The sequence below is a fragment of the Saccharopolyspora indica genome, from assembly GCF_027853965.1.
Classification (GTDB): Bacteria; Actinomycetota; Actinomycetes; order Mycobacteriales; family Pseudonocardiaceae; genus Saccharopolyspora; species Saccharopolyspora indica.
This window is the reverse complement of sequence record NZ_JAQGLB010000006.1, coordinates 210,722-223,200: the sequence shown is the minus strand read 5'-3', so window position 1 is coordinate 223,200 and position 12,479 is coordinate 210,722. Positions and strand designations below refer to the sequence as shown.

The 12,479-nt window shown below is 69.7% G+C and carries 11 protein-coding genes; 8 read left to right on the top strand and 3 right to left on the bottom strand.

What is annotated here, in order from left to right:
• Positions 1–140: 140 nt before the first annotated feature.
• Positions 141–533 carry a cold-shock protein gene (locus OU416_RS16150; RefSeq protein ID WP_270927784.1) on the top strand — a complete coding sequence of 131 codons (393 nt, stop codon included), beginning with the start codon at positions 141–143 and terminating at the stop codon, positions 531–533.
• A 37-nt stretch (positions 534–570) separates the two neighbouring features.
• Here the strand turns inward: OU416_RS16150 and OU416_RS16145 are convergent, their stop codons facing one another.
• A complete protein-coding gene (locus OU416_RS16145; protein ID WP_093161061.1) occupies positions 571–726 on the bottom strand; it encodes a hypothetical protein in 156 nt (51 codons plus the stop codon).
• 263 nt (positions 727–989) lie between these two features.
• Between OU416_RS16145 and OU416_RS16140 the strand changes: the two genes are divergently transcribed.
• The 7 genes from OU416_RS16140 to OU416_RS16110 all read left to right on the top strand — a co-directional run bounded on the left by OU416_RS16140 (position 990) and on the right by OU416_RS16110 (position 10,283).
• Positions 990–1,196: a heavy-metal-associated domain-containing protein gene (locus tag OU416_RS16140; protein ID WP_093161087.1), complete on the top strand. Its 207-nt coding sequence runs from the start codon at positions 990–992 to the stop codon at positions 1,194–1,196.
• 37 nt (positions 1,197–1,233) lie between these two features.
• Positions 1,234–3,501, top strand: a complete 2,268-nt coding sequence (locus tag OU416_RS16135) for a heavy metal translocating P-type ATPase (RefSeq protein ID WP_270927782.1) — start codon at positions 1,234–1,236, stop codon at positions 3,499–3,501.
• Between the two features lie 59 nt (positions 3,502–3,560).
• Positions 3,561–3,797: a hypothetical protein gene (locus OU416_RS16130; RefSeq protein ID WP_270927781.1), complete on the top strand. Its 237-nt coding sequence runs from the start codon at positions 3,561–3,563 to the stop codon at positions 3,795–3,797.
• A gap of 98 nt (positions 3,798–3,895) precedes the next feature.
• Positions 3,896–5,029, top strand: coding sequence for an N-methyl-L-tryptophan oxidase (solA, locus tag OU416_RS16125; RefSeq protein ID WP_270927780.1), 1,134 nt, complete (start codon positions 3,896–3,898; stop codon positions 5,027–5,029).
• A gap of 93 nt (positions 5,030–5,122) precedes the next feature.
• Positions 5,123–5,542: a CBS domain-containing protein gene (locus OU416_RS16120; protein WP_270927779.1), complete on the top strand. Its 420-nt coding sequence runs from the start codon at positions 5,123–5,125 to the stop codon at positions 5,540–5,542.
• Positions 5,543–5,671: 129 nt separating this feature from the next.
• Entirely contained in the window at positions 5,672–6,328 is a 657-nt protein-coding gene (locus OU416_RS16115; RefSeq protein WP_270927778.1) for a response regulator, read from the top strand.
• A 22-nt stretch (positions 6,329–6,350) separates the two neighbouring features.
• The gene (locus tag OU416_RS16110) at positions 6,351–10,283 is read left to right on the top strand and encodes a HAMP domain-containing protein (protein WP_270927777.1); all 3,933 of its coding nucleotides are present in this window, start codon (positions 6,351–6,353) and stop codon (positions 10,281–10,283) included.
• Here OU416_RS16110 and OU416_RS16105 read toward each other — a convergent pair whose 3' ends face one another.
• Together OU416_RS16105 and OU416_RS16100 are read right to left on the bottom strand one after the other, a co-directional pair.
• Positions 10,284–10,415 (bottom strand): hypothetical protein, encoded by a 132-nt coding sequence (locus OU416_RS16105; protein ID WP_270927776.1) that lies wholly within the window; start codon positions 10,413–10,415, stop codon positions 10,284–10,286.
• A 162-nt stretch (positions 10,416–10,577) separates the two neighbouring features.
• Entirely contained in the window at positions 10,578–12,146 is a 1,569-nt protein-coding gene (locus OU416_RS16100) for a BCCT family transporter (protein ID WP_270927775.1), read from the bottom strand.
• Between the last annotated feature and the right edge of the window lie 333 nt (positions 12,147–12,479).

Sequence of the window (12,479 nt, the reverse complement as noted above, 5' to 3'; positions counted from 1 at the left end):
CTCGGCGCCCGGCGTATCCGCCGATCGAGCGGTTGCTCCCGTCCTATGTGGACTGGTTGGCGCCCGCCGGGTGCGGGGCGGTACAATTCCGGTCCCCGCGGATGGGGTGCGGGTTCGTGGTGATAGGTGGGGACGGGTTGATGGTTACGGGCAAGGTCGTTCGGTTCGACGAGATCCGCGGTTACGGGTTCGTGGCTCCCGAGGTGGGTGGCGAGGACGTGTTCATCCACGTCAACGACCTGACCTTCGACAAGCGGCTGGTCGCGCCCGGGACGGTCGTGGAGTTCGACCTGGAGGAGAGCGACCGCGGGCCGAAGGCGTCGAACGTGCGGATGGTGCGGCAGGGGTCGGCCGAGCCCGGCGCCCAGCTGCCCGAGGAGGAGCTCTTCGACGTGCTCTCGGCCAAGGAGTTCCACGAGCTGATCACCGAATCGCTGCTGAGCGCTTCGCCGACGATCACCGCGGAGCAGATCCTGCAGGTGCGCCAGAAGCTCACCCAGGTGGCCGTCCGGCACGGCTGGGTGGAGGCCTAGCCGGCACCCGCGCGCCGGGCGCAGGTGCCGGGGTCGCTCAGTCCTCGTCCGGCTTCGCGTGGTCCGGCACGCCCGGGTGCGGGTCGCGGGACAGGTCGATCAGCGGGTGCACGCCGGCGCCTTCCTGCGCGGCGTGGCGGTGCCTGCCCGACTCGGCGTCGCCGGTCGTCGGGCGCTCGGATTCGGTGCTCAAGGTGCTTCCTCCGTGGACCGGTGTTGCGCGTCGCCGGTCGGCGATCGCTGGTCGACCTCAGCTCAGCATGCCAACCGCGTTCCGCGCTCGCCGGTAGTGCCGGTCGAGACTCGCGTCACACCCCGCGCCCCGTCGTTCTCCCGGCGGGGAATACCTTTCCGGTGGGCCTCGACCGCGGATTTGATCACCCTACCCCCCTAGGGTATAAAGGGAGGTGTGGAAGCGCCCCGGTGGCGCGCAGCAGCGTGGAGAGGTGGATGCAGATGAGCGAGGCGACCTACACCGTGACCGGTATGACCTGCGAGCACTGCGTGCTCTCGGTGACCGAGGAGGTCGGTGAGATCGACGGCGTGACCGGTGTCCGGGTCGACCTGCCGACCGGGGCGGTCACCGTCACCAGCGACCAGGAGATCGGCGTCGACCAGGTCCGCGCCGCCGTCGAAGAGGCCGGGTACCAGCTCGCCTCCTGAACCACGACCGCCGCTCGTGAGGATGTGACCTGCGGAGATGACCGACGTGCACGACACCAGCCCCGTCGCCGGGCAGCAGCTCGAACTGGCGATCTCCGGGATGACCTGCGCTTCGTGCGCGGCGCGGATCGAGCGGAAGCTGAACAAGCTCGACGGTGTCGCGGCGACGGTGAACTACGCGACGGAGAAGGCCCGCGTGAGCGTCCCGGACGGCCTCGACCCGCAACGGCTGGTGGAGACCGTCGAAGCCGCCGGCTACGGCGCGAGCCTGCCCGCGCCGGAGGAGCCCGAGGCCGCCGCCGAGGAGGCCGACGATCCGACGCGTGCGCTGCGGCAGCGGCTGGTGGTCTCGGCGGCGCTGTCGGTGCCGGTGATCGTCATGGCGATGGTCCCGGCGCTGCAGTTCACCTACTGGCAGTGGATCTCGCTGGCTCTCGCCGCTCCGGTGGTGCTGTGGGGCGCGCTGCCGTTCCACCAGGCGGCCTGGACGAACCTGCGCCACGGCGCGGCGACCATGGACACGTTGGTGTCGATGGGGACGCTGGCGGCATTCCTGTGGTCGCTGTACGCGTTGCTGTTCGGTTCGGCCGGTGCGCCGGGTATGACGCACCCGTTCGAGCTGACGATCCAGCGGATGAGCGGTGACGGGGCGATCTACCTGGAAGTCGCCGCGGGTGTCACGACGTTCATCCTCGCCGGGCGGTACTTCGAGGCGCGGTCCAAGCGCCGTGCAGGTGCGGCCCTGCGGGCGCTGCTGGATCTCGGTGCCAAGGACGTCGCGGTCCTGCGTGGTGGCGGTGAGGTGCGGATCCCCATCGCCGAGCTCGCCGTCGGTGACCGGTTCGTGGTGCGGCCCGGTGAGAAGATCGCCACCGACGGGGTGGTCGAGGAGGGCGTCTCGGCGGTCGACGCGAGCATGCTCACCGGCGAGTCCGTGCCGGTGGAGGTCGGTGCGGGTGACGGCGTCGTGGGCGCGACGGTGAACGCGGGTGGCCGGCTGGTGGTGCGGGCGACCCGGGTCGGGTCGGACACCCAGCTGGCGCAGATGGCGAAGCTGGTCGAGGAGGCCCAGAGCGGCAAGGCCGCCGTGCAGCGGCTCGCCGACCGGATCTCCGCGGTGTTCGTGCCCGTCGTCATCGTCCTGGCGGTCGCCACGCTGGCCTTCTGGCTCGGCAGCGGCGGCGGGGCCGCGGCGGCGTTCACCGCCGCGGTGGCGGTGCTGATCATCGCCTGCCCGTGCGCGCTCGGGCTGGCCACGCCCACCGCGCTGCTGGTGGGCACCGGACGCGGCGCTCAGCTGGGCATCCTGATCAAGGGGCCGGAGGTGCTGGAATCCACCCGGCGGGTCGACACCGTCGTGCTGGACAAGACCGGCACCGTGACGACCGGGCAGATGGCGCTGGTCGGTGCGCACGTGGTCGGTGATGACAGCGATGGGGACGTGCTGCGGCTGGCCGGGGCGCTGGAGAACGCCTCCGAGCACCCGATCGCTCAGGCCATCGCCCGCGGCGCGCGGGAGCGCCTCGGTGAGCTGCCCGCGGTCGAGGACTTCACCAACGTCGAAGGGCTCGGCGTTCAGGGGGTCGTCGACGGGCGTGCGGTGGCCGTCGGTCGCTCGGCGCTGTTGGCCGAGCAGGGACTGCGGCTTCCTGCGGAACTGGCCGCCGCCAAGGAATCGGCTGAAGGCGAAGGCAAGACCGCGGTCGTGATCGGCTGGGACGGCCGGGTGCGGGGAGTGCTGGTGGTGGCCGACACCATCAAACCCACCTCCGCCGAAGCCATCGCACAACTGCGGGAGCTCGGACTGACCCCGATCCTGCTCACCGGCGACAACGAAGCCGTCGCCCGCACCGTCGCCGACGAAGTCGGCATCACCGACGTCATCGCCGAAGTCCTGCCCCAAGACAAAGCCAACGTCATCACCCGCCTCCAACAAGACGGCAACACCGTCGCCATGATCGGCGACGGCGTCAACGACGCCGCCGCACTCGCCCAAGCCGACCTCGGCCTGGCCATGGGCACCGGCACCGACGTCGCCATCGAAGCCAGCGACCTCACCCTCGTCCGCGGCGACCTGCGCACCGCGGCCGACGCCATCCGACTCTCCCGCCGCACCCTCCGCACCATCAAGGGCAACCTCTTCTGGGCCTTCGCCTACAACATCGCCGCCCTCCCCCTCGCCGCCACCGGACTCCTCAACCCCATGATCGCCGGAGCCGCCATGGCCTTCAGCAGCATCTTCGTCGTCACCAACAGCCTCCGACTCCGCACCTTCCGCTCGGTCACCACCGCGCCAGCGGAGTAGTGCAGCCACCCGGAGCGTTCTGCGGTGCCGCGGCACGCTGAATGGGTTACAACAGGGGCATGGCGGAGTTCAACGCATCTGACCTGCAACCGGGGCAGATCGAGTCCAAGGACAACGGCGAGCGGCTGGGCCGTTCGGCGGGCGGGCACCTGGTGCAGCTGCGCCGCCGGATCTCCGAGCCGGGGTTCGTCGTCACCGTCGACGCCGAGGCGAGCGCGGGCGTGCCGACCGAACTGCTGACCCAGGAGTGGGCGGCGGCCAACGCCGAATTCGACCGGTTCATGCACGACTTCTGACCCGCAAGTCCACAGAGGACACATCTGCTCCTTGCCCCGCACCCGCCCCTCCGGTAACAGTGGGGTGCCAGCTGTGATCACCGGACGGGGGCAGGGAGATGGCACCAGCGGGACTGGACGCCCAGGTCGGCATCATCGGCACCGGCACGATGGGCAGCATGCTCGCCTGGCAACTCGCCCGGCGCGGTGTGCGGGTGCTGGCCTTCGAGCAGTTCTCACCAGGGCACGACCGAGGCGCGGTCGGCGGCGAAACGCGGCTGTTCCGGCTGGCCTACGCCGAGGGGAACCAGTACGTGCCGCTGCTGCGGGAATCGCTGCGGCTGTGGCGCGAACTGGAGGACGAATCAGGTGCTGACGTCCTGACGCAGTGCGGCGGGCTGTCGATCGGGCAATCCGGCGGCGACTACATCTCCGGACTGCTCACCAGCGCGCGCGACACCGAGGTGCCCGTCAGCGTCCTGTCCGCGGCCGAAGTCGCCGAGCGCTATCCGCAGCACGGCCTCTTCGACGGCGAGATCGCGGTGCTCGACGAACAAGCGGGTTTTCTGCGGTGCGAACAGGCGGTGCTCAGCGCCACCCGAGTCGCCGAGCAGGCCGGGGCCGAGGTGCTGCGCTACACCGAGGTCACCGAACTCGTCGAGGAGAGCGACTGCGTCCTGGTGCGCACCGCCGACGGAACCTCGCACCGGGTCGGCCAGGTGGTGGTGGCCGCCGGGTCGTGGGCCGCCAGGTTCCTGCCCGCGAGGCTGGCCGCCGCCGTCCAGTCGCGGCGAGTGCTGCTGACCTGGTTCGGCGCCGACGACATCGACGCCTACCGGCCCGAGGCGTTCCCGATCTTCATCCACCACCGCGGCGACCAGCACCTCTACGGAATGCCGACGGTGGACGGCGTGATGGTCAAGGTGGCCGGAGCGGTCCTCTCGCACCCCGTGCCCGCCCCGGAAGCCGTCGAACGCAGGCACAGCATGACCGAGATCCACCGGGTTTCCGATGCGGTGGGCGAGCTCCTGCCCGGTCTGCACCCGGAACCCGTCCGCACCGACGCCTTCACCGATCTCTACACCACCGACGAATGCCCGCTGGTCGGACGCGTCGGGGAGCGGGTCGTGGTGACCACCGGGCACTCCGGGCGCGGCTTCAAGTACTCCCCGGGAATGGCCGCCGCGGTGGCCGACGTGCTCTCCGGCGCCGGTGATCCGCGCTACGCGTTCATGTCGCCGGACCGGTTCTGAGGCCCTGCTCCTGAGCTTCTGCGGCGCGGTTTCGGCCACGGGTCGTGCTGGGTATTGCCAGGACATCCAGCACCACCGTCGAAAGGACTGGTCATGACCACGGCGCGCGACGTCATGCACGCGGGGGCCAAGTGCATCGGCGAGGACGAGAGCTTGTACAAGGCCGCGCAGATGATGCGCGACCTGGAGGTCGGCTCGCTGCCGATCTGCGGCCGGGACAACCGGTTGCACGGCATCATCACCGACCGGGACATCGTGCTGCGCTGCTGCGCGGAAGGACGCGACCCGGCCGAGGTGAAGGCCGGTGAACTCGCCCAGGGCAAGCCGCACTGGGTCGACGCGAACTCCGACATGAGCAAGGTGCTGAGCATGATGGAGCAGCACCAGATCCGCCGGGTTCCGGTGATCGCCGACCACAAGCTGGTCGGCATGATCAGCGAAGCGGACCTGGCCCGGCACCTCACCGATGAACAGCTGGCGCACTTCGTGGAGAGCATCTACGCGGCCAGGTGACAGCAGGCGCCCCGCGCACCCGGTCCAGCGCCGGGTGCGCTGCGCTGCGCTCCGGGAAGCGGCTGCCCGGAGCGCTATCTATCCTGGTCAATGCCCTCCCTGCGGAGTCTGTGAAGGGGGCGGAGCCGGATGACGACACGGGTGTTCGTGGTCGACGACCACGATGTGATCCGCCGCGGCATCGCTGCGCTGGTCGCCGCCGAGGACGACCTGGAACTGGTCGGGGAAGCCGCCAGCGTTGCCGAAGCACTGGCCTGGGTGCCCAGAGCCGAGCCGCACGTCGCGGTGCTCGACGTGCGGCTGCCCGACGGCAACGGCGTCGAGCTGTGCCGGGAACTGCAGTCCCAGCTGCCCGAGCTGCGCTGCCTGATGCTCACCTCCTTCGACGACCACGAAGCGCTGATGGACGCGATCATGGCCGGTGCCGCCGGTTTCGTGCTCAAAGGCGTGGTCAGCCAGGAGCTGGTCAGCGCCATCCGCACGGCCGGGGCCGGCCGGTCGCTGCTGAGCCCGCAGAAGACCGAGGCGATGCTGACCTGGCTGCGCAAGGAGCAGGAGGAGGCCGACCCGCTGCGCGTGCTGACCGCGCGCGAACGGCAGGTGCTGGAACTGATCGGTGAAGGCCTCACCAACCGGGAGGTCGCCAAGCGCATGTTCCTCGCCGAGAAGACCATCAAGAACTACGTGTCCCAGATGCTGGCCAAGCTGGCCATGCGGCACCGCAGCGAGGCAGCCGTGCTGGCCACCGAGCTGCGGCTCGACCGGGATTCGCGAAACAAGCGCTGAGCTGGTGCGGCGGGAGGCCGTCATGTCGTCACGACCGCCGGACGTCGCGGCCGCGGAACTGGTGGCTGCGCCGCGGATGAGCGAGGACGCGCTGCTGACCAGGCTTGCGATGGCGCTGCAGGAACTGCGGGACGGCAACTTCCGGCGTCGCCTGGTGTCCTCCGGCGGCGGCCTGGTCGGCGAGATCGCCACCGCGTTCAACGAACTGGCCGAGCGCAACCAGCTGCTGGTCGGGGAACTGCAGCGGATCAGCGCCGCCTCCGACCGCGGCGAGTGGCCGATCACGCCCATCGACTTCGACGGCGTCGGCCAAGGCGGGTGGGCGCTCGCCGCGAACGCCGTCAACGGCATGGTGCGCAGCCTGCTGGCGCCGGTGGCGGAGCTCAACCGCGTGCTGGACGCGCTCACCCGCGGCGACCTCACCCAGCGGATGCCGCGCCGCGAATCCGACGGGCAGCTGCCCGGCGAGATGGCCGGGCTGAGCGCGGCGGTCAACGAGATGCTCGACCAGCTCTCGCTGTTCGCCGAGGAGATCACCCGGGTGGCGCGGGAGATCGGCACCGAGGGCAAGCTCGGCGGCCAGGCGAAGGTGCCCGGCCTGCTGGGCACCTGGCGGGACCTGGCCGATTCGGTCAACGGCATGGCCGCCGACCTGACCGGGCAGCTGCGCGACATCTCCCACGTCGCGAAGGCCGTCGCGGCAGGCGACCTCAGCCGCAAGATCACCGTCGAGGTCTCCGGCGAGACCCGGGAGCTCAAGGAGACCATCAACACGATGGTCGACCAGCTCTCGGCCTTCGCCGACGAGGTGACCCGGCTGGCCCGCGAGGTGGCCAACGAAGGACGGCTCGGCGGTCAGGCGGAGGTGCCCGGTGCGGCCGGGACCTGGCGCGACCTGACCGACTCGGTCAACTTCATGGCCCGCAACCTGACCAACCAGGTGCGCAGCATCGCGCAGGTGGCCACCGCGGTGGCGCGCGGTGACCTGTCGAAGAAGATCGACGTGGACGCCCGCGGCGAGATCCTGGAGCTCAAGAACACGATCAACACGATGGTCGACCAGCTCTCCGCCTTCGCCGACGAGGTCACCAGGGTGGCCCGCGAAGTGGGCACCGAGGGCAAGCTCGGTGGTCAGGCGCGGGTGCACGGGGTGGCGGGGACCTGGAAGGACCTGACCGACAACGTCAACATCATGGCCGACAACCTGACCAACCAGGTGCGCAGCATCGCGCAGGTGGCCACCGCGGTGGCCGGGGGAGACCTGTCGAAGAAGATCACCGTGGAGGCCAAGGGCGAGGTCGCCGCGCTGGCCGGGACGATCAACGGGATGGTCGAGACGCTGCGCGCGTTCGCCGAGCAGGTCACCCTGGTGGCCCGCGAGGTCGGCACCGAGGGCATCCTCGGTGGTCAGGCGCGGGTGCACGGGGTGGCGGGGACCTGGAAGGACCTGACCGACAACGTCAACATCATGGCCCGCAACCTGACCAACCAGGTGCGCAACATCGCCCAGGTGACGACCGCGGTGGCGCGCGGTGACCTGTCGAAGAAGATCGACGTGGACGCTCGCGGCGAGATCCTGGAGCTCAAGGAGACCATCAACACGATGGTCGACCAGCTCTCCGCCTTCGCCTCCGAGGTCACCAGGGTGGCCCGCGAGGTCGGCACCGAGGGCAAGCTCGGCGGCCAGGCCGAGGTCGCCGACGTCTCCGGCACCTGGCAGCGGCTCACCGACAGCGTCAACCGGCTCGCGGGCAACCTCACCACCCAGGTCCGCGCCATCGCGCAGGTGGCCACCGCGGTCACCGAAGGCGACCTCACCAGGCAGATCACCGTGGACGCCTCCGGGGAGGTGGCCGAGCTCAAGGACAACATCAACGCCATGATCAACAACCTGAAGGAGACCACCCGGGACAACCAGGAGCAGGACTGGCTCAAGACCAACCTGGCCCGGATGTCGGCGTTGATGCAGGGCCAGCACGACTTGGACGCGCTCGCGCAGCTGATCATGAGCGAGCTGACGCCGCTGGTGTCCGCGCAGTACGCCGCGTTCTTCCTGCGCCGCACCGACGAGAACGGCCGCACCGTCCTGGAGCGCACCGCGGGCTACGGCCGCCCGCCGGGCAACGGCCGGGCGCTGCGCTTCGAACCGGGCGAATCGCTCGTCGGCCAGGCCGCCGTCGACCGCCGGTCGATCGTGGTGAACGACGCACCACCGGGCCACATCCGGATCGGTACCGGACTCGGCGAGATGACCCCGACGAACGTGGCGATCGTGCCGGTGCTGTTCGAAGGCGAGGTGCTCGCGGTCATCGAACTGGCCTCCGTCACCACCTTCACCCCGGTGCACCTGGACCTCCTGGAACGGCTCAAGGAGACCATCGGCGTCGACGTCAACACCATCGTGGCCAACTCGCGCACCGAAGCGCTGCTGGACGAGTCCCAGCACCTGACCAAGGAGCTGCAGGCCCGCTCCGAGCAGTTGCAGCAGCAGCAGACCGAGCTCCAGCGCTCCAACACCGAGCTGGAGGAGAAGGCCGCGCTGCTGGCCAGCCGCAACCGCGACATCGAGCTCAAGAACATCGAGATCGAGCAGGCCCGGCAGGAACTGGAGGAACGGGCCCGGCAGCTGTCCCAGGCCTCGGCCTACAAGTCGGAGTTCCTGGCCAACATGTCGCACGAGCTGCGAACCCCGCTCAACAGCGTGCTGATCCTGGCCAAGCTGCTCGCCGACAACATGGACGGCAACCTCACCTCGCAGCAGATCGACCTGGCCAAGACCGTGCACCAGGCGGGCACCGACCTGCTGCAGCTGATCAACGACGTGCTCGACCTGTCCAAGGTGGAAGCCGGGCAGATGCACCTGCTGCCCGAAGACGTGGAGCTGGCCGACCTGGCCGCGCACGTCGAGTCGCTGTACCGGCCGCTGGCGGCGGAGAAGGGACTGGACTTCGAGGTGATCGTGGCGCAATCGGTGCCGCCCACGGTGCGCACCGACCGCAACCGGCTGGAGCAGATCGTGCGCAACCTGCTGTCCAACGCGGTCAAGTTCACCGACAAGGGACGCGTCGAACTGCGGGTCCGCTTGGCGCAGCCCACCGAGGTCACCGCGCAGAGCCTGCGGCGGGCCGGCCTGCGGGTGGCGTTCTCGGTTCGCGACACCGGCATCGGCATCCCGGCCGACAAGCTGACGCTGATCTTCGAGGCGTTCCAGCAGGTGGACGGCACCACCGTCCGCAAGTACGGCGGCACCGGCCTGGGCCTGTCGATCAGCCGCGAGCTGACCGCTCTGCTCGGCGGCGAGCTGCAGGTGCGCAGCGAACCCGGCCAGGGCAGCACCTTCACCCTGTACCTGCCGGTGGAGACCAGAGCGCTCGAGCCGGAGCGGCCGATCGCCCGGACCTACCCGCCGACCGAGGCGGAGAGCAGTCTGGACGTGTCCGTCGAAGGCATCGATCCGCCGCTGCGCTCCACCGAGCTGAGCAGGCAGGAAGGCGATCAGCGCGCGCGGCGCGCCGCCGAGCCCGAGCAGCACACCTCGCTGCGGTTCAACGGCGAGAAGGTGCTGGTGGTCGACGACGACGACCGCAGCGTCCAGGCGATCAGGGCGCTCCTGGAGCAGCACGGCCTGCAGGTGGTGTCCGCGGACAACGCGGTGGCCGGGCTCAACGCGCTGCACCAGCACGGGGACGTCGCGGTCGTGCTGATGGACGTGATGATGCCGGAGATGGACGGCAACGCCACCATCCGGATCATCCGGCAGATGCCGCGCTACCGGGACCTGGCGATCATCGCCGTGACCGCCAAGGCGATGAAGGGCGACCGGGAGCAGAGCCTCGCCGCCGGGGCCACCGAGTGCATGACCAAACCGGTCGACGCGACCGCACTGCTGGAACTGCTCTCCGAGCACCTCCCCGCCGGTCTCGCCACCGACGAGGACCCGACCGGGCCGGGGTGATCAGTCGACCTGCTCGGGCTCCTCGCAAGCGGTGGTCGGCAGGTCTGCGAGCTGTTCGCGGAACCGCTGCGCCCAGACGAGATCGCGGGCGAAGGTCGCGTCGAAGTGGTCGATGCCGTGCGGTTCAGCCATTGCGGCTCCCAACGTTCGATGGCTCGCAGGCCGTGTCGGAACACTATAACCGCAGGTGGAAGCGGGTAACTCGGGCGTGCTGGCAACAGTTGGGGCTGCTGTGGCGGCGGTGCTGGACGAGGCGGTCGCACGCCCCGCCCAGCACCGCGGAGCCGGCGGAAATCACATTTCCGGGTCCTTCGCCCCTGTCGCGACCGGCTCCCGCTCGACCTCGGGCGAGAACAGCGGATCCTTCTGCAACTCGCGCCACAGCGATACCGCCAGCGCGATCATGACCAGCACGAACGGTGCGGCTGTGACGATCACCGTGTTCTGCAGGGCGTCCAGGCCGCCCGCGAGCAGCAGCACGATCGCGGTCAGCCCGGTCAGCGCGCCCCACAGGGTCAGCACCGACGCGCGCGGCCGGGGCGTGCCGTTGGAGGACAGCATGCTCAGCACGAAGGTGTTGGCGTCGGCCCCGGAGACGAAGAACAGCAGGACCAGCGCCATCGCGATCACCGAGGTCACCGCGGGCCACGGCAGCGTTTCGAGCATGGCGAAGATCGCGTTGTTGGAGTCCTCCGCCGCGGCTTCGGCGATGCGGCCGCCGCGGAACGCGTCGTGGAAGATCGCCGACCCGCCGAAGGCGGTGAACCAGAGGAAGAACACCGCGCTGGGCACGCCGAGGACGGCCAGCACGAACTCGCGGATCGTGCGGCCCTTGGAGATGCGGGCCAGGAACACCCCGACGAAGGCGCCCCACGAGATCCACCAGGCGAGCATGAAGTAGGTCCAGCTCTGCATCCACTCCAGTTCGCCGAAGGTGCCGGTGCGCAGGCTCATCGGGATGAAGTCGCCCGCGTACTGGCCCAGCGACTCGACCAGCAGGTTGAACACGAATCCGGTCGGCCCGAGCACCAGCACGAAACCGAACAGCACCACCGTCAGCCCCATGCTCGTCTCGCTGAGGAAGCGGATGCCCTTGTGCAGGCCGGTGATCGCCGAGATCGTGAACAGCAAGGTGACGACCGCGATGATCGCGATCTGCGTGCCGGTGCCGCCGGAGGCGCCGAACACCCGGGCCAGACCGCCGTTGATCTGCAGCGCGCCCAGGCCCAGCGAGGTGGTGGTGCCGAACAGCGTCGCGAAGATCGCGAGGACGTCGATCGCCTTGCCGAGCGGGCCTTCCACGCGATCGCCCAGCAGCGGTCGCAGCATCGGGCTGATCAGGCCCTTGCGGCCCTTCCGGTGGGTCGAGTAGCCCAGCGCGATGCCGAACACCGCGAAGATCGCCCAGGCGTGCAGCCCCCAGTCGAAGAAGGAGTGCTGCATCGCGACCACGGCGGCGTGCTTGGTGCCCGGTTGGGCCAGGTCGTGCGGCGGGTCGGCGAAGTGGGAGATGGGTTCGGACACGCCGTAGGAGACCAGGCCGATGCCCATCACGGCAGCCAGGATCATCGCCAGCCAGCTGATGGTGCTGAACTCCGGCCGGTCGTCGTCCGCGCCTAGCCGGATGCGGCCGAAGCGGCTGAACGCCAGCAGCGCCAGGAAGCCGAGCATGGCCAGGCTCGCCACCAGGTAGACCCAGCCGAAGGAGCCGGTGATCCAGTTCAGCGCGGTTTTGGTGACGGTGTCGAGGCTGTCGGTGAACAGCGTGGCCCACAGCACGAACAGGGCGCAGAGCGCCACCGAGGTGTAGAAGACCGTGCCCAGCCGATCAGGAGGGGACGATGGTGAGTTGGCTTGCGCCATGAGCGGGACTCCAGTGGAAGCGGGCTCCCTGCTTCGACCACGCGCAGCGGCGCACAGCGTCCGTACAGGAAGGACAGGTGGAACGGCGCCGCAGGGCCGGACGGCGTCACGCGCGTCGACGGCGGGCGCAGTGGGGACTGGTGGAAGCTCTTCCTGTTGGCGATCGCGGCCGGAGGTCCAGCGGAACCTCGAACTGGGCAGTGCGAGCAGGTGCCGCGTGGAAAGCCCGCTGCCGAATTCAAGAGCATACCGCAGCCGCTCGGGGGCGCGGGCGCCCCCTGACGTCGTTGCGTGTTCCGAACGCTGGAATGCGCAGCATTGCGCGGATCGCGC